The following is a 21,330-nucleotide window of genomic DNA, read 5'->3' on the forward strand; positions in this document are numbered from 1 at the left end:
TGGGTAGTTTGACTGGGGCGGTCTCCTCCCAAAGAGTAACGGAGGAGCACGAAGGTACCCTCGGCATGGTCGGAAATCATGCTATGAGCGCAAAGGTAGAAGGGTGCTTGACTGCGAGACAAACTCGTCGAGCAGGTACGAAAGTAGGTCTTAGTGATCCGGTGGTTCTGTATGGAAGGGCCATCGCTCAACGGATAAAAGGTACTCCGGGGATAACAGGCTGATACCGCCCAAGAGTTCACATCGACGGCGGTGTTTGGCACCTCGATGTCGGCTCATCACATCCTGGGGCTGAAGCCGGTCCCAAGGGTATGGCTGTTCGCCATTTAAAGTGGTACGCGAGCTGGGTTCAGAACGTCGTGAGACAGTTCGGTCCCTATCTGCCGTGGGCGTTGGAGATTTGAGGAAAGCTGCTCCTAGTACGAGAGGACCGGAGTGGACGAACCTCTGGTGTTCGGGTTGTTTCGCCAGAAGCATTGCCCGGTAGCTATGTTCGGACAGGATAACCGCTGAAAGCATCTAAGCGGGAAGCCTCTTCCAAGATGAGATCTCCCTGGGAACTTGATTCCCCTAAAGGGCCGTTAAAGACTATGACGTTGATAGGCGGGGTGTGGAAGCGTTGTGAGGCGTTGAGCTAACCCGTACTAATTGCCCGTGAGGCTTGACCATATAACTGAGGCTGCTGATTGCAGTGACGTTCGGACAAGCATGTAGAAAAGCAAAAGACACGCAAGAACGAAAGACACAGACAGTAAAAGCTTAAGAATCTGCCACCCTATTTGGACATGGCACAACGCAGTCATACAGACATAAGACGACAGCCAATCCAAGCCAGTTTTCCTGGCGACCATAGAGCATTGGAACCACCTGATCCCATCCCGAACTCAGTAGTGAAACGATGTATCGCCGATGGTAGTGTGGGGCTTCCCCATGTGAGAGTAGGTCATCGCCAGGATTTAATTAAAACGCCCTGATTCGAGAGAGTCAGGGCGTTTTGCTTTGTGCCACAATCAAGACGACCTACTCTCACACGGGGAAGCCCGCTCTTTATGTGTGGGGGTTCACTCGGGCCATTCTTGGCCCTCGCCCTTCGGGCAGCCTGCGGCTGTGCAAAAAGGCCTCCTGCCTTTTTGTCCCCATGTGAGGCACTTCGTAGGAAGAATGAAAAACACTGGCAGTGCGATGAGCCAACGGCAGTGCGGCAATCTCCATGAGTATGGCGACGCCTGCTGGAGATTGCTTCGCTGCGCTCGCAATGACGGTGTTGAGGAAAGCAGACAATAAAAAAGCCCGACTCAATGGCCGGGCTTTCTCGCAAAACTGTTTTAACCAGTCTTACTTATCCAAATCCAAATGACGTTGTCTGGATTCCATAATCTCCGTGCGGGCTTCGTCGGCAGAGCCCCAACCATCCACACGTACCCACTTGTCTTCTTCCAGATCTTTATAGTTCTCGAAGTAGTGCTCGGTTTGTTTGAGCAGCAGGTCGGGCAGGTCGTGAATATCTTGTACGTGGTCGTACATGGGGGTCAGTTTGCTGTGAGGCACGGCGATCAGTTTGGCATCCGGGCCAGATTCGTCGGTCATTTTCAGCATGCCAACCGGGCGGCTGCGGATTACTGAGCCAGGTACAACCGGGTGCGGAGACACAACCAGTACGTCCAGGGGGTCGCCATCTTCTGACAGGGTGTCGGGGATATAGCCGTAGTTGGCCGGGTAGAACATCGGCGTGGCTACAAAGCGATCCACAAACAGTGCGTCACTGTCTTTTTCGATCTCGTATTTGATGGGATCGTGGTTAGCCGGAATCTCAATCACTACGTTGATGTCGTTGGGTAAATCATTACCGGCGGGAATTCGATTGTAGCTCATTGCAGAGTGCTCTCACTGTGTTGTTTTGGGGTCGCAGCCTATCAATGGCGCTACCTTCAGGGCGCGCAATTATAGCCACGGCCACCGCCGAAAGCCAGACGACGTTAGTGGAATTGATCACGGTCAAGGAGATGTTTTGCGAGCCTGTCTAAAATCGCCATCCGTTATCTTGAGAGTAATACCATGTCAGACCTGACGGGACACATTTACAGGGTGGATTCCGATACTGAATTTGTTTGGGATCGTCAGCTGATCGAGCGCTACGACCTTAGCGGCCCGCGCTATACCTCCTACCCGACAGCACCGCAATTCAGCAATCAGTTTGGCCTGTCTGAGTTGAATACAGCATTCGCCGCCAGTAACCGTGCCGGTACGCCGCTGTCGTTGTACTTTCACATTCCGTTTTGCAGCCGGGTTTGCTATTTCTGTGCCTGCAACAAGATCGTTACTGCCAATCGCAAACGCTCAGGCCCCTACCTGCAAAGGCTGTTCCGTGAGATTGAAATGAAAGCGGCACTGCTGGATAAATTTCGCCCGGTAAAGCAGCTGCACTGGGGGGGCGGCACACCGACATTCCTCAGCGATGACGAAATGCGCCAGTTAATGGCAAAGACCCGCAAGCACTTCCATTTGCTGGATAACGACGAGGGAGAGTATTCCATTGAGCTGCACCCCGGTGATATGAATGTGGAAACCATTCGCTGCCTGCGGGAGATTGGCTTTAATCGCCTCAGTATGGGTGTGCAGGATTTTGACCCGATTGTACAGAGCGCTGTCAACCGCTTTAACTCCCTGCAGCAGGTGACCGAGCTGGTTAGCGCAGCTCGCGATCAGGGTTTCACGTCGATTAGTATGGATCTGATTTACGGATTGCCCCACCAGAACTGGCAATCGTTCAGCGAAACCCTGGATCGAATTATCGAGTTGTCTCCGGATCGGTTATCGGTATTCAATTACGCCCATTTGCCACACCTGTTCAAAGTGCAAAAGCAAATAAACGAAGCTGCGCTGCCCACCGCGGAAGAGAAGCTGCGCATGATGGAGCAGTCTGCGCGCAAATTACTGGCTGCGGGCTATCGGTTTATCGGTATGGATCACTTTGCCAAGCCTGACGACGAGCTAGCGCTGGCACAGCAAAAAGGCGAATTGCAACGCAATTTTCAGGGCTACTCCACTCACAGTAATTGCGATATGGTGGCTTTCGGCGTATCTGCCATCAGCGATATTGGCTCAGGTTTGAGTCAGAACCATAAAAATATCGATGATTACTACGACGCTATCGACAATGGCCTGTTGCCGCTTTCCCAAGGTATCGCGCTGAACCAAGACGACCAAATTCGTGGCCAGGTTATCAGCCAGCTGATCTGCCAGTTTGAACTGGATTTCCAGGACATTGAGCAAGCTTTCTCCATCGACTTCCACAGCTATTTCGTCGATGAGTTGTACCAGTTAAGGGCAATGGAAGCTGATGGATTGCTGAGAATTAACAATCACAGCATCCGAATTCACCCCGCTGGACGCCTACTGATTCGCCGTATCTGCATGGTATTCGATGCCTACGTGGGCGGTGAGCGCCAGGTGCGTTTCTCGAAGATTATCTGACCAAGGCTAGATAGTGCGACCATGGGTCGCGCTTGCGCTAGTGACGGCTTGCCAATAGACTACTTCGCTAACTTGTCGGAGCGCTACAGTTCACGAACCGTAGCTGAGACCGCCCAGCGGGATCCGTCGAACCTGATCAGGCCAGCACCTGCGTAGGGAACAAGTGAGTCAAACAAAGCCCACTTTTATTCCCTCCAAAACTCTAACTAACGTTGCGCCTGTGTCCACACCCACCATTGGGAGATACCTATGGCCAGCAAAGCAACTCGTTCCGAAGCTCAGGCAAAAGCCCGCGAGTTTATCGAAAACCTGAAAACTCAACCGTTGCCCAACTCCCGCAAGGTGTATGTGACCGGCAGCCGCGACGACTTGCGGGTTCCTATGCGTGCCATCAGCCAGGCGGACAGTCTGATCGGTGGCACTGAAGAGCAGCCTGTGTACGAGCCCAACCCGGATATCTATGTGTACGATACCTCCGGCCCTTACACTGATCCGGAAACGACCATTGATGTACACGCCGGTTTGCCCAAGTTGCGTGCCCAGTGGATTGCCGAACGCGATGATACCGAGGAGCTGGCAGAGGCATCTTCGGAATTCACCCAACAGCGCATGGCGGATCGTGGCCTCGACCACCTGCGTTTTGAGCATCTGCCCAAAGCCCGCCGCGCCAAGTCGGGCAAGCGTGTCACCCAATTGCACTACGCCCGCCAGGGCATTGTTACCCCGGAAATGGAATACATCGCCATCCGCGAAAACCTGAAGCTCGCAGAGCAAGTGGCAGACGCCGAGCGTATGGACCTGGGTTTTCAACACCCAGGCGACAACTTCGGTGCCAATACACCAAAACTGATTACTCCGGAATTTGTGCGCCAGGAAGTGGCGGAAGGGCGCGCCATTATCCCCTCCAATATCAACCACCCAGAATCTGAGCCGATGATTATTGGCCGCAATTTCCTGGTAAAGATCAACGCCAATATTGGCAACTCGGCGGTAACCTCTTCCATTGAAGAAGAAGTGGAAAAGCTGGTGTGGTCTGCCCGCTGGGGTGGCGACACAGTGATGGATCTGTCCACAGGCGACAACATTCACGAAACCCGCGAATGGATTGTGCGCAACTCGCCGGTGCCTATTGGCACGGTGCCTATCTACCAGGCGTTGGAAAAGGTAAACGGCGTTGCCGAAGACCTGACCTGGGAAATGTTTCGCGACACCCTGATTGAACAGTGCGAGCAGGGTGTTGACTACTTCACCATCCATGCGGGTGTGCTGCTGCGCTATGTGCCGCTGACCGCCAAGCGGGTTACCGGTATTGTGTCTCGCGGTGGCTCGATTATGGCCAAGTGGTGTTTGGCTCATCATAAAGAGAGCTTCCTCTACGAACACTTTCGCGAGATTTGCGAAATCTGTGCCGCCTACGATGTGTCTTTATCCTTGGGCGATGGTCTGCGCCCCGGTGCCGTAGCCGATGCCAACGATGAAGCCCAGTTCGGCGAGCTGGAAACCCTGGGCGAGCTCACCAAAATCGCCTGGGAATACGATGTTCAGGTAATGATCGAAGGCCCCGGCCATGTGCCCATGCAGTTGATCAAAGAGAATATGGACAAGCAGCTTAAGGAGTGTCACGAAGCGCCGTTTTACACTTTGGGGCCTTTGACTACCGACATTGCGCCGGGCTACGACCATATTACTTCTGGTATCGGCGCTGCCATGATTGGCTGGTACGGCTGCGCCATGCTCTGCTACGTCACCCCGAAAGAGCATCTGGGACTGCCCAATAAGGAAGACGTAAAAGAAGGCCTGATTACCTACAAGATTGCTGCTCACGCAGCGGACCTGGCGAAAGGCCACCCCGGTGCACAGATTCGCGACAACGCGTTGTCCAAAGCACGTTTTGAATTCCGCTGGCATGATCAATTTAATCTGGGCTTGGACCCGGATCGCGCCCGCGAATACCACGACGAAACCCTGCCTAAAGAGAGCGGCAAAGTGGCCCACTTCTGCTCCATGTGCGGGCCTAAATTCTGCTCCATGAAAATTACCCAGGAAGTGCGCGACTACGCGGCCAAGAACGGCACCAACATTGCCGAGGGTGAACAGGTAGTACGTATGCTGGACGACCCGCTGGAGGGCATGAAGCAGAAGGCGGCGGAATTCCGGGCTACTGGGTCAGAAATCTATCATAAGGCCGATTAACCAGGCCTTGTCATCCTGGGTGCAGCAAAGGATCTCGGGCTACTTATGTCGAGATTCTTAACGCCTGACTATCTCAAGATGACAGTTTGAGAGAATAGCTATGAACATCGGAATCGCTGGCGCAGGAATTATCGGCCGCTTGCTGGCTTGGCAACTGCTGGAGCATGGGCACAAGGTAACTCTGTTTGACCAGCTGCCAATGGATTCAGCCGCAAGCTGCAGTTTTACCGCTGCCGGCATGCTCACCCCTTTTAGTGAAGGCGAAACCGCCGAACCACTGGTGGTTGCCCTTGGCCAACAGTCTTTGAAGCGCTGGCCTGAGCTGGTATCGCAATTAGGTACCGATGTGAGCTTCAAGAGTGGCGGCACATTAGTGGTAGCTCATACTCAGGATCGCGGTGATTACCAGCGTTTTACCGCTGCAGTCAGCTCGCGGATGGACTTGTCAGAACAGCAATATCGTTTGCTTCAACAGCATCACTTGGCGGAGTTAGAGCCAGAATTGGCAGGGCGCTTTTCTCAGGCCGCGTACCTGCCGGATGAATGCTGGTTGTGTACCCACAGCACCATGAAACAGTTGGCCAACAAGCTGCAGCAGTTGGGCGTTGTCTGGCATGACAGCACTGATGTCAGTGCGGTGAACTCCGGTGAAATTGAAGTGTGTGATGCCAGTGGCAAACACGCCTATTCGTTTGATATGGCCGTTGACTGCCGAGGCCTGGGGGCTAAAGACGCACTGCCCGTAAGAGGCGTACGCGGCGAACTGGTATGGCTGGACGCGCCAGACGTGCAAATTGATCGGTTGGTACGGCTGATGCACCCTCGTTATCGCATCTACGTGGTGCCTCGCAAAGATAACCTCTATTTGATCGGTGCGACTCAAATAGAAAGCGAAGACTTTAGCGATATATCCGTGCGCTCCACGCTGGAATTACTGTCTGCTGCTTACAGCCTGCACCCGGGTTTTGCCGAGGCCAGAGTTGTGAATACAGCGGTGAACTGCCGCCCGGCATTGTCGGATAACCAGCCACGTATTGAGTTCAGCGATGGCCTGATTCGTGTCAACGGCTTGTTCCGCCACGGTTACTTAATGGCTCCGACACTCAGTGATGAAGTGCTGGCCATCATTGCTAACCCCGGACATCAATCCAGGTTTGAAGGCTTGGTACATCAGCCCGTGAACGTGGCCTGCGAAATTGCTTGTGGATAAATCTATGTGGAAGCTTGCGGACAAAACGCTCAACAGCCGCCTGCTGATTGGCAGTGCGCTTTACCCGTCACCGAGCATTATGTGTGATTCCATTCGCGAATCTGGCAGCGAAGTGGTTACCGTATCACTGCGGCGTCAGAACCCCAACGATAAGGGGGGGGTGGCGTTTTGGGAGCAAATACAGGCTCTCGACTTGAATATTTTGCCCAATACCGCAGGTTGCCACAGCGCCAAAGAGGCCATTACCACCGCTCAAATGGCCCGCGAACTGTTTAATACCCACTGGGTGAAGTTGGAGGTGATTGGCGATGATTACAATTTGCAGCCGGATCCATTCGGCTTGGTTGAGGCCACCAAAGAACTGATCGGCCAAGGCTTCGAAGTGTTTCCCTATTGCACCGATGATCTGGTGTTGTGCCAGAAGTTGGTGGAGTTGGGCTGCAACATTTTGATGCCTTGGGGTTCGCCCATCGGTACTGGTCAGGGGCTTCTCAACCCCTTCGCGTTGAAAACCCTACGCGAACGCTTGCCGGAAATTACCCTGATTGTGGATGCTGGACTGGGACTGCCTTCCCACGCTGCACAAGCCATGGAGCTGGGTTTTGACGGGGTGCTGCTAAACAGTGCCATTGCTTTGGCGCAAGACCCTGTGGCTATGGCCGGGGCTTTTGGGCAGGCAACGGCGGCTGGGCGAGCGGCTTATACCGCTGGAGCTATGCCAGCGCGGGATATTGCTGAACCCAGTTCCCCAGTGGTGGGGCAGCCCTTTTGGCATAATCAATAAATACTGTCTGGGCAAAACCCAATAAAAAATATGAAGATATCTATTAACGGTGAAAGCCGTGACTTTACCGATAACACCCCACTGCCAGAATTACTGACACAATACGGTGCGGTTGAGCCCTATGTGGTGGCGATTAATGAAACTTTTATTCCCAAACCTCAGTACAGCCAGGTAACGTTGGCCGACGGTGACAGTATTGATGTCGTCCGACCGATTCAGGGGGGGTGACGCTAATGAAGGCACCTCGCCCTATCGTTTGGACCATTGCCGGTTCTGACTCCGGTGGTGGTGCCGGTATTCAGGCAGACCTGCACAGCTTTCAGAGCCTGGGTGTTCACGGTTGCTCGGTTATTACCACCATCACAGCCCAAAACAGCCACTGCGTAGCAGCTACTGAGTCAGTATCGGCGGATACCTTGCGCGCCCAGATTCAAACTTTGGCCCACGACTTACCCCCTTCGGTGATTAAAATTGGCCTGTTAGCCAGTAAAGAGCAGGTGGCAGTGGTATCGGAAGAAATCAACCACTTGAAGTCTCAAATACCGGGTTTGCGTGTGGTTTACGACCCGGTCTCCATTGCCAGCAGTGGTTCACCGCTCACGGTTGAACCCATTGAAGACAGCGTTCGCAGCCAGCTAATGCCCATGCTGGATGTGATCACGCCAAACAGCCTTGAAGCAGAGCGCGTTACGGGTACGGCTATTGTGGATTACCCCAGCCTGCGCGGTGCTGCTGATCACTTGCAGCGCCTGGGGGCAGTTTCGGTAGTGGTTAAAGGTGGCCACAGCGAGCTGATTCCAGGGTATTGTCTGGATTATCTGCGCAGCGATATCTTTGAAAGTGATGCCACGGAAATGGTGCTCGCTCAGCCTCGTATTGATTCCCCCAACCACCATGGCAGCGGCTGCTGCTACGCCAGCGCGCTTGCTGCTGCTCTGGCCCTGGATTATTCCCTGGAAGATGCTGTGGTGGTTGCCAATGCCTATGTGCATAGAGGGATTACTGAGAGCTCTGCATTGGGGCAGGGCCCAGGGCCCGTTGCCCATGGAGCGTGGCCAGAAAGCTCGCAGTATTTTGCCCAGCTGGTATTACCGGGCAGTGAACTTGCCGAGCAGATGAAGTGGACGCCTGAAACCACTTACCCGGCTACCCCTTTTACACCCTGTGATACTAAGAAGTTAGGACTTTATCCGGTGGTAGATAATTGCCATTGGTTGGAGAAATTACTGCATGAGGGTGTAAAAACTATCCAGCTTCGGGTAAAAAACCTTACTGGCGATGCCCTTAAAAAAGAAGTGGCGCAGGCTGTGGAGCTGGGGCGTCAGTTTAATGCGAGGCTGTTTATCAACGATTATTGGCAGCTTGCCATTGAGCTAGGTGCTTATGGGGTTCACCTGGGGCAAGAAGATATGGAACGCGCTGATTTGCGAGCCATACAAAACGCGGGTTTGCGCCTGGGCCTCAGTAGTCACGGTTACTTTGAGCTGATGAGAGCGCTGGCGGTGCAGCCAAGCTATGTGGCTTGCGGAGCTATTTACCCCACTACCACCAAAACCATGCCTTCACGGCCCCAAGGGCTAGTAAAACTGCAGCGCTATCTTCAATTAACTGGCGAGACGCCGGTGGTGGCTATTGGCGGTATTAGCTGCGAACGGGCCAGGCAAGTGGCCGCTACAGGTGTAGGCAGCATTGCCGTAGTCACCGCGGTTACCGAAGCACCGGACTACCGGGCGGCGGTCGCTGATATTCAAGATATACTGGCCGTCGAGTACAGGCCATAAAACCCGGTCTATACTTTATTCAACTATTGTTGGAAAAGTTGAATTAAACAACAGTTCCTCTTCAGAGAAACACACAACAGCCGATAACGATAAAGATGGAGTGAATGAATGCTGAAACTGCACGATTTGCTGAACAACAATCGCGACTGGGCACGGGCTCTGGTTGAGAAGGACGCCGAGTTTTTTACTCGCCTCAGCAAGCAGCAGGCGCCGGAATACTTGTGGGTAGGTTGCGCTGATAGTCGAGTACCCGCTAACGAAATTGTAGGTATGCAGCCGGGAGAGCTGTTTGTACACCGCAATGTGGCCAATATGGTCTACGGTACCGACCCCAATGCGCTTTCGGTGATTCAATACGCCGTAGAAGCATTGAAGGTGAAGCACATTATTGTCTGTGGCCATTATGGCTGCGGCGGTGTAAAAGCCTCCACGGAAGGTCGTGAATTGGGCTTAATCGACAGCTGGTTGTCAGGAATTAAGCAGGTATACCAGCAGCACGCAGAGGAACTGGATGCCTTACAGGGGGAACAGAAGATTGACCGCCTGTGTGAAATCAATGTTTGTCAGCAAGTAAAGAATGTGAGCCAGCTCCCCGTGGTACAAAGAGCTTGGCGCAATGGCCAGCAGCTTACCGTACACGGTTGGATTTACGGGCTTTCTGATGGCTTGGTAAAAGATCTGGAAGTCAGTATTGATCGCCCAGAACAAGTGGATGGTGTGTATCACTTAATTGAATAGTCGTGGCCAGCACCACGTTGTCACATGCTCGGAGGCACCCAAATGACCATAACAACAATGAAAAAGAGCGCAATGAAAAAAACCGTACTTCTGAGTGTGTGCCTGATGTTTCTTAGCGGCTGTGAGAAGCCGCCCCCCAAGCGCAGTGAGCTGCCGGTTGTGTTGAGGGCAGAGTATACAGATAACAATTGTGGCCCCAATTCCCCACATATAAAGCTTCTTGAAGAAACCTTACCTGCTGCCACAGGGGAAGATTTACCTCTCGGCTTTGAGTTTTTTACCGCGGAAGGTATACGCAACCCTGACGACCCAGAAATGGGTTTTGCCATGGCCGGCAATGTGTATGAACTAGAGGGCTATTATTACTATCATATTGAATACGGACGTCGTATTCTTGAGCCTCGCTTCGACTTGCTTGGCTGGCGCTTGATTTCACCTTATAAATTGGCCGATGGCACCGTCAATAACAGCGGACAGCCCTACGCTGAATATTGGGATCGCCCCAAACAGGAATCTATGGTGTTTCAGACATCGCGAAGTTACCAGAGCAACTGCCCCGAATAGAGCATCACTAGGAATAACCATGAGCCTCACCGCAAAATTGCTGGGGGACTGTGCCCCTTATATTTTTAATTTGGTCTACGATATCGACGTGCGCATGCTGTTTATCGAGTGCATTGATGACCCAGATTGTGGTGAGCCAGATTTGCGCTTGGTATTTCCTGAGATAACCAGCTATCGGGAGAAAAACCTTCAGGCTCGCCCAGACGACGAGACCATGGACGATGTGGTCAGTATTGAAAATCAGGGAGAGCGTCAAATAGTGATTACCACCTACAAAAAAGAAATCACTCTTGAAGTGACCGCTGAACCATTCGTGGAAGAAATCGAATAACTGGGTTTAGAGCGGCTTGGCTGTGCTTACTCAAAACAGTGTTGTGGGCCTGGAAAACTGCCGTCCTCCACGGCCGTTTTGTAAGCACTAATAGCCGTTTCAATAGAGTTAGCGCCCGTCAAAAAGTTTTGGGAGAACTTGGGCAGGCGGGCAGAAATACCCAGCATGTCATGCAACACCAGTACCTGCGCATCGGTGTCCGGTCCGGCGCCAATGCCTATCACAGGTATATCCAGATTGTCTGAAAGTGCCTTGCCCAGTTCACTGGGAATGCACTCCACCACCAGCAAATCGGCTCCGGCATCCTGTAAAATTTGCGCGTCCGCCAGAATTTGTTCGGCGCCGTCCTGGTCGCGGCCCTGCACCTTATAGCCGCTGAGCTTGTTGACCGATTGTGGCGTCAGGCCCAAGTGCGCACAAACCGGAATGCCGCGCTCGCTGAGCATCAATACCGTTTCCTCCAGCCAGGCACCACCTTCTACTTTGACCATGTGAGCCCCTGCCTGCATCAGCAGGGCGGCATTTTCCAGCGCCTGTTCTTCGGTGGCGTAGCTCATAAAGGGCATGTCAGCGATCAGCAATGACTTACTGTTGCCATTGGCGACCGCTGCGGTGTGGTAGGCCATGTCATCGACAGTAACCGGCACTGTGCTGCCCTGGCCTTGGATGACATTGCCCAGGGAGTCGCCCACCAGCAGTACATCAATTTCTGCAGTTTCCATCAGGCGAGCAAAAGTGGCGTCGTAGCAGGTCAGAACCGGAAACTTACGGCCTTCGGCTTTGTGCTGTTGCAGGCTTTGAATGGTAACTTTTTTCATGGATTGCGCTCGCGTGTGCCCGGCCGGGTATTACAGACTGGCCTGGGGGTTGAAATAGTGACGTCCGGATTTGATCCGGCTCAGGTGCTGAATCAAATTGTCAAAATCTTCCTGGCTGTCCACCGGGTTGATATCCGCCGCATTTACAATCAACAAGGGGGAATAATCGTAATAGTAAAAAAACTGGGTGTATGCGTCGTTCAACTTGGCCAGGTAAGCAGGGTCTATTTGCTGCTCGGACTCCACCCCTCGGCGTTCAATGCGTTCCAGTAATACATCGGTGGGGGCTTGCAGGTAGACCACCAAATCCGGCTTGGGGGCATCGATAGTTAGCTGTTGAAACACCTGCTGATAGATACGCAGCTCGTCATCATCCAGAGTGACCTGTGCAAACAGAGGGTCTTTTTCGATCACAAAGTCTGCCACCCACATGTGCTGGAACATATCCCCTTGGCGCAACTCTTCCAACTGTTTGGCGCGCTGAAACAGGAAGTGCAGCTGGGTGGGTAGGGCGGCTCCTCGGGGGTCTTGGTAAAACCGTTCCAGAAATGGATTGAGTTCCGGCTGCTCCAACAGGGTTTGGTATTCAAATTGCCCCGCCAGACGTTTCGCCAAAGAGGTTTTGCCAACACCAATGGGCCCTTCTACCGCAATATAAGAGGGCAGGGTGATAGGGCATTCCTGGGCTTCGGCCACTGCCAGTTCGGTAAAGGGCTCTCTTTGCGGTGTGGCAATCTGTTGCTGATTCATAGCCGCACAATACCTTCGCTCTGGCAATTTGCCAACACCTGGGTCAGGGGGTGTCCGTTGGGCAGAATAAGTTCGGCAGCGATATCCGCCAGGGGTTGAACAACAAAGTTACGTTCGGTCATACGCGGGTGGGGCAACTGCAACTCCGGGGTATCCAGGGTGAGCTGGCCATACAGCAGGATATCCAGGTCGAGAGTGCGCGGGCCCCAGCGCTCATCGCGTACACGGCCTTGCTGGTGCTCAATGGCTTGCAGCTGGCGCAGCAAAGTCAGGGGCTTCAGTTGGGTACTGATGGCACACACCCCGTTGATGTAATCCGGTTGTTCGCCGGGTCCAACCGCTGTACTGCGGTACCAGGGTGAGCACTTTAGCAATTGGCTGTCAGGCAGTGCGGTGATGGCGGTGAGGCCTCGCTCAACCTGTTGCAGTGGATCTGCCAGGTTACTGCCCAAGGCAATGTAAGCTGTGGTCAAGCCGGGTTACCAGATTTACGCCTTGGGCCGCGCTTTCTACGCCGCCGCCCCGGTTTTTTGCCGCTGTGCAGCTTGGTGCACATGTCTTGGCGCTTGGTCTCGTCGGCTTCTTGGTAAATAGTCCACCATTGCCCCAACCCTTCAAGATCTTCACCGGCTTGTTCTCGCAAAAGAACGAAATCGTAACCGGCTCGAAACCGCGGGTGCCCCATTACGCGCTCGGCTTGCTTGCCGGCCCTGCGGGGCAGGCGTTGTTGCAGACTCCAGATATCTCGCATCGGGTTGGTAAAGCGTCTTGGAATTGCGATGCGCGGCAGCTGTTGTTCAATAGCCAGGTTGGCGCCGTGCTGCCAGGCATAGGCTGGGGACTCACCGCCAGACAAGAATTGTTGGCTGTGTTTTACCACCACTGGCCACAGCAGGGCGGCGTACATAAACGCTGGGGTGACTCGCTTGCCACTACGAATGCGCTGGTCGGTGTTAATCAAGGCTTGCTCGATAAATTCCAGCTGTTGTGGATCTTCGATCAATAGCGCTTCAGTATTAGGGAACAGCTGTTGGAACAGCTGTTGTTCGCGCATCAGGTGAAAGGTGGCCAGGCCGTTCCCAGACATCAGTAACTTGATGACCTCGTCAAACAGGCGCGCCGGGGGAATGTCTTTGAGCAGTTTGGCCAGCTTGTGTATCGGCGCTAATGTTTTGGGCTCAATATCAAATCCCAGCTTGGCGGCAAAGCGCACCGCTCGCAGCATGCGCACCGGGTCTTCCCGGTAGCGCTGCTCCGGGTCGCCAATCATGCGCAAGGTGCGCTGCTTTAAGTCCGCCAGGCCATTGGCGTAATCGTAAATGCTGTTGTCTTGGGGCTGGTAGTAAAAGCCGTTTATGGTGAAGTCTCGCCGGGCTGCGTCCTGGCTGATATCACCAAATACGTTGTCCCTGAGTAGCATGCCCTGTTTAGATTGCTGGGCCTGCTTGTCGTTGCCTTGGTGGTGGGCCCGAAAGGTGGTGACCTCGATAACTTCCCGACCCATGCGCACATGCACTATCTGGAAGCGGCGACCGACAATGCGCGAGCGCCGAAACAGGTCTTTTACTTGTTCAGGGGTAGCGTCGGTAGCGACATCAAAATCTTTTGGTTTGGTTTTTAGTAGCAGATCGCGAATGCAACCGCCCACCACGTAAGCTTGATAACCGGCATCATTGAGCGCAGCGACCACATCCTGGGCTGCCTTGCTGATATCTCGAGGTGAGATGGGATGCTGCTTGGAGGAAAGTACGTAGGGTGCGTTGCGAGGGTTTTTGCCCGCAGGGGCCAGTCTGTTTTTGAGCCAGTTAAGCATGCCGTGGGCTGATGGTTGCGTAAAGCGAGGCACTGTATCACAAAAGTGGGCGGCACCCCACGGATGTCTATTCAGAGATTCTTGAAGGTGTAAAAAAGGGAGACCCTTTCGGGACTCCCTTCGACAAGCGTTTCACCGCTTCATAGTAATTGGGGCCTACCCCCTATATGTTCAGCAATCCATCCAATGCAATTATTATTATGTTTATCGTTGTTATTATGTTCGGTACTTCTCAGTTGCGATCAATAAATAGCAGGTATCGTGCCAACTTTTTAAATTCTTTTAAATCAATGACTTAAGTTTTTTTTGGTGGTCTGTGAGTTGAAAATGTGACGAAGTTGTTACTTTGTGCCACAAATTGTTACCACCTGTCGACAAAAAATTGTTATCGGCGCGGTATTCCTAACTTTTGGCGACGTTCCCAAAGGCACTTGCGGCTGATGCCGAGCTTCTGAGCCAGCTGGGTTTCACTCATTGAGTCCTGATGCTCCATCACAAAACGGGTGAAGTAGTCCTCCAGTGACATGCTCTGTTCTGAATCCTCACAGGCACTGTTGGTCTCCCGACCTGAAGAGTGGTTTTCTCCGCTGGCATCCAGGCCCAATAAGGAGGCCTCAATGGCTTCGCCGCTGTTGCACAGAATCACTGCACGTTGCAGGGCGTTTTCCAGCTGCCGCACATTGCCAGGCCATGAGTGGTTTGCAATGGTATCTGCCGCTTCTGGAGACAGTGCCTGGCCAGTTTTGTGAAACTTGCGAGAAAACTTATCGAGCAGGTAGTGGGCAATTTTCAGAATGTCTCTGTCTCGGTGGCGTAAGGCAGGTACAGACAGGTTGACCACATCAATACGGTAGTACAAATCTTCCCTGAATTTGCCCTGCTGACACAATTGCTTCAAATTGCGATGAGTGGCTGCCAGCAAGCGTACATCCACTTTGCGTGAACTGACTGAGCCGATAGGTCGTACCTCGCCCTCTTGAAGTACGCGCAGCAAGCGGGCCTGTGCTTCTGCCGGCAGTTCACCAATTTCGTCCAGGAATAAGGTGCCGCCGTGGGCTGCCGCCACCAGGCCAGTACGGGCTTCAGAGGCGCCGGTAAAGGCGCCTTTTTCATAGCCAAACAATTCTGCTTCTATCAGGGTTTCTGGAATGGCGGCGCAATTTACGCAGATCAGCGGCTGCTGGTTGCGGCTGCTCTGCTGATGAATGGCCTTGGCTACCAGCTCTTTACCAGTGCCGGTCTCGCCGCAAATCAACACGGTCGCATCAGTGGGAGCTACTTTGCCAATGATGTCGAACAGTTGTTGCATCGGTGCGCTGTCACCCACCATGCCCGTGGTGTCGGCAATACTGCCATTGTGGTCATTGGCGGCAGGCTTGTTGCGTTTGTTGAGAATGCGCTTAACCGCGGCCACCATGTCGCTGTGATCGTAGGGTTTGGCGATGTAATCCACTGCCCCCATACGCATGGTGTCAACTGCTGAACGCAAGCTCGCGTAGCTGGTCATGATCAGAACCGGCACATCTGACGCCATCTCGATCAACTCTGTACCTCGTGCTCCCGGCAGGCGCAGGTCGCTGATAATCAGGGAAAAGTCACTGAGTCGGTATTGTTGGATGGCGTCGTCAATGTGGCGTGCGTCGCTGACCTGATAACCTTCACGGGTCAGCAGCTTGCACAGGGATGTGCGAATGATTTCTTCGTCTTCAACAACCAGAATGGATGACATGAACGCGGACAGATGAGTATTTAAACGACGCGGTAATGTTACCCGGCAGCTGGAAAATAGCAACTATAGCCTGTGACTGGATCACTATAACTGAGAGCTTTTGCTGAGTGGCAAAGTGACAGTGGCTCGGGTGCCGCGCCCATTTTCTATTGGGCTGTGCAGGTTTAAGTCGCCCCCGTAGTTGCGCACCATGCTGTACACCAGTGACAGCCCCAGGCCGGTACCTTCGCCAACGGGCTTGGTGGTGAAAAAGGGCTCTAACACTTTGTCCAGGTGGTCGGTATTAATGCCGGTACCACAGTCAGTGATCTCTATTTTTGCGGTTTTTTCCTCGCTATAGGTTTTCACGGTTATCCAATCACCTGAGAGGCTGGCATCGCGAGCGTTGCTCAGCAGGTTGAGAAATATTTGTGCCAGCTGGTGGGGGTCACCGCGTACTTTCAGGCCGCTGGATACATCCAACTGAACCGCTACTTGAGTGTGTTCTTTATCCAGTGCCAGCAGTTCGACTGCTTGTTGCAACGGCTCTTCGATAGCAATGTCCAGCATTTGAATATCGCTTTCGTTACCCGAGCGGGAGAAGTCAATTAATGAGCGCACGATGTGGTTAATGCGCTCCACCTGACTGAGAATAGTTTCGGCGGTGTACTGGTGGTCGCTATCCGCTGCATCGGCTTTCAGCTCCTGGGCGAGGCAGGCAATGCCGGTGACCGGATTGCCAATTTCGTGAGCCACTCCGGCGGCCAATCGGCCCACGGAGGCCAGTCGTTCGGTGTGAGCAATTTCCTGGGTCAGTTGAATAACGTCACTGATATCTTCCAGCAAAATCACCTGCTCGGCGAATTGCGCATCGCGATTTTGCAGCAGGGTTTTGTGGAGATTAAAGCGCACCTTGCGATTGCCGTCGGCAACTTCAATGGCAAATTTGTGGGGTGTGTTGCTGTTGGCCGCTCGCTGCAACACATTGCGCCAGGGCTGAGGCAGTGTATCGAGATGTGAGCCAGCCGCCACAGTAGCTGGTATTCCGGTGATTTTTTCCAGGGCGTTGTTCCACAGTACGATCTCATCGTCTCGGTCCAGGGAACAGGCCCCCAGAGGCAGTTCGCGCAAAATATTTTGATGGTGAATGCGCAATTTGTTCAGCTCAGCCGCTAACCCGTACAGCGGTTGTTGGCGTTCTGCCAGCAGGGATTCGAGAGAGCGCAAATCGCTCAACTTAAATTCGCCGCTGTTTACCAACGGCAACACCCGATTGATGATTTTATCGCCCTTGGCCACACCCAACAGGTGATAGAGATTGGCGCATAGCTGGCTGCGCAGGTCGCGCCACTCGAAGGGGCGCATCTCCTGATGAGTGTTGATATTTAGGCGCTGCAGTTCCCGTTCGGCTGCTGCTGCCCCCAGTTCTTGCTGTAGGCGTTGGCGCAAACTACTCAGTTGACAGATGTCGGGTTCAATACGCTGGGGAGCAGATACTTTTTCGATCATGCTGGCGCGGGCGTAAAAAGCTTCTTCAGGGGTGGAACGGGTACGGCGGGTGACCAAAAGGCTGGTAGCGAAGTTGGCCCCCAGAGAGATCAGCAGCCAATTGCCCCAACTAGAAATGCCAAAATGCCAGCGAACCTGGTCACCCAGTACCCACTGCCAGCTGCCCATAAAGACGGGCAATAGCAATCCGACGAACCAAAGCAGCATGCCAATTACCATGCCGGCAGCGACGCCGCGACGATTAAAAACCGGCACATAGAGCGCGGACAATAGGCCTGGAGCAATTTGTGCTACACCGATTAACGAGACAATGGTCAAGGTGCTGATGCTGTGAGTATTGATCAGGGTGCTGGCGGCCAGGCCCAGAATAACCCACACAGTAATCAACTGGCGGCGACTGCGAATCAGTTGTTTATAAAGGTTGTCCGTTGGTTTTTGGATGGTTGTGGGCAGCAGATAGTTGTTGGCCATGGTGACCAGGGCTTTGCTGGTTACTGCGGCTACCGTGCTGCAGGCAAACAAGCCACCCACCGTAGTTGCTATTTGCAGCAGGGGGGATTGGCTTGCCTTGGCCAAGGCTGGAATCAGTAGTTGAAGGGGTACTTGCAGTCCCGAGGCCAGGCCCGTCCACAACAGTGGCACCATGGTTAGCGTGGTCAACAACAGCAAAAACGGGAACAGCCATCCGGTCAATTCTCGGCTTTTTATAGAGGGTAACCAGGACTGTTGGTGGTAAAGATGGGGCAGAGTCAGGCTGGCAATGAAAAACAAGCTAATCAGCCCATAGCTGTTTCCAGAGCGGTGAATGCTTTGCGATAGGCCTTCGGCGGTTGCCCACGCCTGCATTTCTTGCAGGCCACCAAAATAGTGCCAGGTTGCCCACATCGTGGTTGCCAAAAGGGCGGTCAGGGTAATGACTGCCCCGAAGGCCAGTGTTGTCATTAGGCGATCGCTGTGGGCGTTGCGCTGGCCAAAGAAAAGCAGCACTCCCAGCAACAGAACAGTAAAAGCCAACTTACCCTGGCTGGCAGATAACTGTTGGTTGGATGCGATCTCCAGCGAATTGCCCGCCAGTTGCAGCTGCCCTGCTAACAGCGGTAAACAGCTTAAAGCCAATACCCAGGTCACCAGTGAGCCAATTGACCTGCCTCGGTATCGGTAACTGAACAGATCCGCCAGTGTTGGCAAGCGCCGAGTTTGTGCCGCCCAGTGTATGGGGCGCATCACCAGAGGGCCAAGTAAAAACACCAGCGTGTAGGCCATAAGCCCAAACAGAGCTTCCAATCCGTAGCGGCCAGTGAATTCAGGCAGACCAAAATAACTCAACGCCCCAAGGCTACCCAACGTTACCAGCGCTTGGGTGGAGCTGCCCAGCGGTCGTCGATGCCCCACCGCCGCCACGCTGAACAACAGCGTGGCAAAAAACAGCAAACTCAAAATAGCGATTAACACTATATCTGGCCTTTTCGGCGCCGCCGGTGGTATACCAGGGCCGATGAAATAATCAGTACCAGCCAGGCGACATAGGGTCGCAGCCAACTGCCTTCGGGGTTGGTGAACCACTGGAAAGCCAGCGGTGAAATCACGCAGGCCAGTAAGATCAGCAGGGCAACAAAACGGTAATTAAGCATGGCGGGATGGTAACAGAGGGTGCACCTTGAGCACAGGGCACGTCCCTCTGGTAAACTGCGCGGCTTTTAAACCCCTTGGTGACAGTGAGCTTACCTTTGCGCGATCACACAGAGTTTAGTGCCTCCGAACGCAGTGCGGTTTTTTCCATCGCGGGCCTGTATGGGCTGCGTATGCTCGGCCTGTTTATGGTGTTGCCGGTGCTGGTGCTCTATGCCGACGACTATCGTGGGGCCACACCGCAGTTGTTAGGTATCGCTCTGGGTGTGTATGGCCTAACCCAGGCGTTGCTGCAAATACCCCTCGGGCTGGTGTCAGATCGCATTGGCCGCAAGCCGGTGATTGTGGCGGGACTATTGGTGTTTGTGATCGGCAGTGTGTTGGCAGCGGTCGCAGATAATATTTACCTGTTAGTGGCTGGCCGGGCGCTGCAGGGCGCTGGTGCCATCGCCAGTACTTTGATGGCTCTGGTAGCGGACGTCACCCGCGAGCAAAACCGCACCAAGGCTATGGCCAGTATCGGCGCCAGCATTGGCTTTGCGTTTTTATTGGCCATGGTGCTTGGCCCCTTGTTGGCTGCCCATATGGGAGGAGTGTCCGCGGTATTTTGGTGTACTGGGGTGTTGGGTGTATTGGGTTTGATTTGGTCCCAATGGCGCTTGCCAGCGGCTGGTGTTGGTGGCGTTGCGGTTAACCGTGAAACCCAGACGGTGCCGTTGATGATCGGCAATGTGCTCAAGGACGTGCGGTTGTTGCGACTGGATTTAGGAATTTTTGTGCTTCATCTGGTTTTGATGGCGGCGTTTTTAGCGATCCCGCAGGTGCTGGAGTCAGAGCTGGAAATAGCGCGCAGCAGCCATTCCTGGGTTTACTTGCTGTTGTTCGGGGGCTCATTTGTTGCCATTGTGCCCGCCATTATTGTTGCCGAGCGTGGTGGCAAAATGAAGCCAGTCTTTCTCAGTGCGATTGCTCTGGTTGCACTGAGTTTGGGTGGCTTTGCTGTGTGGCACCACGCTGGAGCTTGGGTCGCCCTGGCGTTGCTATTTTTGTTTTTTGCAGCGTTTAATCTGTTGGAAGCGAGCCTGCCGTCGTTAATCAGTAAAACCGCGCCGGCTGGTGCTCGTGGCACTGCCATGGGTGCTTATTCCAGTAGCCAATTCCTCGGAGCTTTTGCCGGTGGTGTACTGGGTGGCTGGTTGCTACCGGAGTATGGTGTTGAAGGGCTGTTTGTGGCGCTGGCTGGTTTGGCGGTGCTGTGGTTACTGGTGGCATCGCCAATGGAGGCACCAAGGCCGCTTTCGGGTGTTGTGCTCAAGTACAATGACCGTCCTGGCTACGTCAGTGAGCTGGAAGCACTGCCCGGGGTGGAAGATGTGTTGGTGATTGCCGAAGAGCGCAGTGTTTACGCCAAGGTGGATCGAAAAGAAGTGGATTGGGGGCTGTTGGCTCCTTATCTTTCAGAGTAAGATAACCGGCTAATAATTTTGCAGAGGCTATAGGATTAAGCCTTGCTATCGACTCGCAGGGGAAATAAATAATGGCGCGTGGCATTAACAAAGTAATTTTAGTGGGCAATTGTGGTCAGGATCCTGAAACTCGCTATATGCCCTCCGGAGGAGCGGTTACCAATATCAGTGTAGCCACGTCGGAAACCTGGAAAGACAAGCAAACCGGCCAGCCGCAAGAGCGGACTGAATGGCACCGGGTGGTGTTCTTTAATCGCTTGGGCGAGATTGCCGGTGAGTACCTTAAAAAGGGCAGCAAGGTGTATGTTGAAGGCTCATTGCGCACCCGCAAATGGCAGGGGCAGGATGGCCAGGATCGATACACCACCGAAATCGTTGCCAGTGAAATGCAGATGCTGGACAGCCGCGGTGGCATGGGGCAGGACAACTATGGTTCTCAACAATCGGCGCCGCCACAGCAGTCGGCGCCCCAGCAACAACGCCCTGCGCAAAATCAGAATCAGTCTCAGCAGCAACCCAATAATGATTTTGACAACTTTGATGACGATATTCCGTTCTAATT

19 protein-coding genes, 2 rRNA genes and 1 riboswitch (1 of these 22 cut by a window edge) are annotated in these 21,330 nt (G+C 53.6%); of the genes, 13 read left to right on the plus strand and 8 right to left on the minus strand.

Going from position 1 to position 21,330, the window contains the following annotated elements:
* Together KFE80_11850 and rrf are read left to right on the plus strand one after the other, a co-directional pair.
* Window positions 1-669, plus strand: a 23S ribosomal RNA gene (locus tag KFE80_11850) (it extends 2,210 nt beyond the left edge of the window).
* A gap of 170 nt (window positions 670-839) precedes the next feature.
* Window positions 840-955, plus strand: a 5S ribosomal RNA gene (gene rrf, locus KFE80_11855).
* Window positions 956-1,335: 380 nt separating this feature from the next.
* Here the strand turns inward: rrf and ppa are convergent.
* Entirely contained in the window at window positions 1,336-1,872 is a 537-nt protein-coding gene (gene ppa / locus KFE80_11860) for an inorganic diphosphatase (GenBank protein ID UTW45053.1), read from the minus strand.
* Between the two features lie 183 nt (window positions 1,873-2,055).
* On the opposite strand from ppa, the gene hemN reads away from it, so the two are divergent.
* From hemN to KFE80_11905, 9 genes are all read left to right on the plus strand, one after another.
* Complete coding sequence (hemN, locus tag KFE80_11865; GenBank protein ID UTW45054.1) at window positions 2,056-3,474, plus strand: oxygen-independent coproporphyrinogen III oxidase; 1,419 nt, start codon at window positions 2,056-2,058, stop codon at window positions 3,472-3,474.
* Window positions 3,475-3,540: 66 nt separating this feature from the next.
* A riboswitch (TPP riboswitch) is annotated at window positions 3,541-3,650 on the plus strand.
* 73 nt (window positions 3,651-3,723) lie between these two features.
* Complete coding sequence (gene thiC / locus KFE80_11870) at window positions 3,724-5,667, plus strand: phosphomethylpyrimidine synthase ThiC (protein UTW45055.1); 1,944 nt, start codon at window positions 3,724-3,726, stop codon at window positions 5,665-5,667.
* Between the two features lie 100 nt (window positions 5,668-5,767).
* The gene (gene thiO / locus KFE80_11875; GenBank protein ID UTW45056.1) at window positions 5,768-6,877 is read left to right on the plus strand and encodes a glycine oxidase ThiO; all 1,110 of its coding nucleotides are present in this window, start codon (window positions 5,768-5,770) and stop codon (window positions 6,875-6,877) included.
* A 4-nt stretch (window positions 6,878-6,881) separates the two neighbouring features.
* Window positions 6,882-7,661, plus strand: a complete 780-nt coding sequence (locus KFE80_11880; protein ID UTW45057.1) for a thiazole synthase — start codon at window positions 6,882-6,884, stop codon at window positions 7,659-7,661.
* Window positions 7,662-7,691: 30 nt separating this feature from the next.
* Window positions 7,692-7,889: a sulfur carrier protein ThiS gene (gene thiS, locus KFE80_11885; protein UTW45058.1), complete on the plus strand. Its 198-nt coding sequence runs from the start codon at window positions 7,692-7,694 to the stop codon at window positions 7,887-7,889.
* 5 nt (window positions 7,890-7,894) lie between these two features.
* Window positions 7,895-9,442, plus strand: a complete 1,548-nt coding sequence (gene thiE, locus KFE80_11890) for a thiamine phosphate synthase (protein ID UTW45059.1) — start codon at window positions 7,895-7,897, stop codon at window positions 9,440-9,442.
* Window positions 9,443-9,550: 108 nt separating this feature from the next.
* On the plus strand, window positions 9,551-10,180 hold the full coding sequence (gene can, locus KFE80_11895) for a carbonate dehydratase (GenBank protein ID UTW45060.1): 630 nt from the start codon (window positions 9,551-9,553) through the stop codon (window positions 10,178-10,180).
* A 42-nt stretch (window positions 10,181-10,222) separates the two neighbouring features.
* On the plus strand, window positions 10,223-10,744 hold the full coding sequence (locus tag KFE80_11900; GenBank protein ID UTW45061.1) for a hypothetical protein: 522 nt from the start codon (window positions 10,223-10,225) through the stop codon (window positions 10,742-10,744).
* 19 nt (window positions 10,745-10,763) lie between these two features.
* Complete coding sequence (locus KFE80_11905) at window positions 10,764-11,075, plus strand: hypothetical protein (GenBank protein ID UTW45062.1); 312 nt, start codon at window positions 10,764-10,766, stop codon at window positions 11,073-11,075.
* 26 nt (window positions 11,076-11,101) lie between these two features.
* On the opposite strand, the gene panB is transcribed toward KFE80_11905, so the two are convergent.
* The 7 genes from panB to KFE80_11940 all read right to left on the minus strand — a co-directional run bounded on the left by panB (window position 11,102) and on the right by KFE80_11940 (window position 19,304).
* Window positions 11,102-11,893 (minus strand): 3-methyl-2-oxobutanoate hydroxymethyltransferase, encoded by a 792-nt coding sequence (panB, locus tag KFE80_11910; GenBank protein ID UTW45063.1) that lies wholly within the window; start codon window positions 11,891-11,893, stop codon window positions 11,102-11,104.
* 30 nt (window positions 11,894-11,923) lie between these two features.
* A complete protein-coding gene (locus KFE80_11915) occupies window positions 11,924-12,643 on the minus strand; it encodes a deoxynucleoside kinase (GenBank protein UTW45064.1) in 720 nt (239 codons plus the stop codon).
* The gene (gene folK, locus KFE80_11920) at window positions 12,640-13,116 is read right to left on the minus strand and encodes a 2-amino-4-hydroxy-6-hydroxymethyldihydropteridine diphosphokinase (GenBank protein UTW45065.1); all 477 of its coding nucleotides are present in this window, start codon (window positions 13,114-13,116) and stop codon (window positions 12,640-12,642) included. Before folK ends, KFE80_11915 begins: the two co-directional genes overlap by 4 nt.
* Entirely contained in the window at window positions 13,113-14,456 is a 1,344-nt protein-coding gene (pcnB, locus tag KFE80_11925) for a polynucleotide adenylyltransferase PcnB (GenBank protein UTW45066.1), read from the minus strand. Before pcnB ends, folK begins: the two co-directional genes overlap by 4 nt.
* A gap of 385 nt (window positions 14,457-14,841) precedes the next feature.
* Window positions 14,842-16,185 carry a sigma-54-dependent Fis family transcriptional regulator gene (locus KFE80_11930; GenBank protein ID UTW45067.1) on the minus strand — a complete coding sequence of 448 codons (1,344 nt, stop codon included), beginning with the start codon at window positions 16,183-16,185 and terminating at the stop codon, window positions 14,842-14,844.
* Window positions 16,186-16,269: 84 nt separating this feature from the next.
* Window positions 16,270-19,125: a PAS domain-containing protein gene (locus KFE80_11935; GenBank protein ID UTW45068.1), complete on the minus strand. Its 2,856-nt coding sequence runs from the start codon at window positions 19,123-19,125 to the stop codon at window positions 16,270-16,272.
* The gene (locus KFE80_11940) at window positions 19,125-19,304 is read right to left on the minus strand and encodes a hypothetical protein (protein ID UTW45069.1); all 180 of its coding nucleotides are present in this window, start codon (window positions 19,302-19,304) and stop codon (window positions 19,125-19,127) included. The genes KFE80_11935 and KFE80_11940 overlap by 1 nt, the downstream gene beginning before the upstream one ends.
* Window positions 19,305-19,475: 171 nt before the next feature.
* On the opposite strand from KFE80_11940, the gene KFE80_11945 reads away from it, so the two are divergent.
* The gene (locus KFE80_11945) at window positions 19,476-20,768 is read left to right on the plus strand and encodes an MFS transporter (protein UTW46717.1); all 1,293 of its coding nucleotides are present in this window, start codon (window positions 19,476-19,478) and stop codon (window positions 20,766-20,768) included.
* Between the two features lie 68 nt (window positions 20,769-20,836).
* Window positions 20,837-21,328: a single-stranded DNA-binding protein gene (gene ssb / locus KFE80_11950; protein ID UTW46718.1), complete on the plus strand. Its 492-nt coding sequence runs from the start codon at window positions 20,837-20,839 to the stop codon at window positions 21,326-21,328.
* Window positions 21,329-21,330: the final 2 nt, after the last annotated feature.

The sequence above is a fragment of the bacterium SCSIO 12696 genome, from assembly GCA_024397955.1.
Lineage (GTDB): Bacteria > Pseudomonadota > Gammaproteobacteria > Pseudomonadales > Porticoccaceae > SCSIO-12696.

Excerpts from the sequence above, each read along its gene's own strand:
- thiE (UTW45059.1), top strand. The coding sequence starts at position 7,895 with ATGAAGGCACCTCGCCCTATCGTTTGGACCATTGCCGGTTCTGACTCC.
- pcnB (UTW45066.1), bottom strand. The coding sequence starts at position 14,456 with ATGCTTAACTGGCTCAAAAACAGACTGGCCCCTGCGGGCAAAAACCCT.
- KFE80_11900 (UTW45061.1), top strand. The coding sequence starts at position 10,223 with ATGACCATAACAACAATGAAAAAGAGCGCAATGAAAAAAACCGTACTT.
- can (UTW45060.1), top strand. The coding sequence starts at position 9,551 with ATGCTGAAACTGCACGATTTGCTGAACAACAATCGCGACTGGGCACGG.
- thiC (UTW45055.1), top strand. The coding sequence starts at position 3,724 with ATGGCCAGCAAAGCAACTCGTTCCGAAGCTCAGGCAAAAGCCCGCGAG.
- thiS (UTW45058.1), top strand. The coding sequence starts at position 7,692 with ATGAAGATATCTATTAACGGTGAAAGCCGTGACTTTACCGATAACACC.
- ppa (UTW45053.1), bottom strand. The coding sequence starts at position 1,872 with ATGAGCTACAATCGAATTCCCGCCGGTAATGATTTACCCAACGACATC.
- hemN (UTW45054.1), top strand. The coding sequence starts at position 2,056 with ATGTCAGACCTGACGGGACACATTTACAGGGTGGATTCCGATACTGAA.
- KFE80_11945 (UTW46717.1), top strand. The coding sequence starts at position 19,476 with ATGCTCGGCCTGTTTATGGTGTTGCCGGTGCTGGTGCTCTATGCCGAC.
- thiO (UTW45056.1), top strand. The coding sequence starts at position 5,768 with ATGAACATCGGAATCGCTGGCGCAGGAATTATCGGCCGCTTGCTGGCT.
- KFE80_11880 (UTW45057.1), top strand. The coding sequence starts at position 6,882 with ATGTGGAAGCTTGCGGACAAAACGCTCAACAGCCGCCTGCTGATTGGC.
- KFE80_11940 (UTW45069.1), bottom strand. The coding sequence starts at position 19,304 with ATGCTTAATTACCGTTTTGTTGCCCTGCTGATCTTACTGGCCTGCGTG.
- KFE80_11930 (UTW45067.1), bottom strand. The coding sequence starts at position 16,185 with ATGTCATCCATTCTGGTTGTTGAAGACGAAGAAATCATTCGCACATCC.
- KFE80_11915 (UTW45064.1), bottom strand. The coding sequence starts at position 12,643 with ATGAATCAGCAACAGATTGCCACACCGCAAAGAGAGCCCTTTACCGAA.
- panB (UTW45063.1), bottom strand. The coding sequence starts at position 11,893 with ATGAAAAAAGTTACCATTCAAAGCCTGCAACAGCACAAAGCCGAAGGC.
- KFE80_11905 (UTW45062.1), top strand. The coding sequence starts at position 10,764 with ATGAGCCTCACCGCAAAATTGCTGGGGGACTGTGCCCCTTATATTTTT.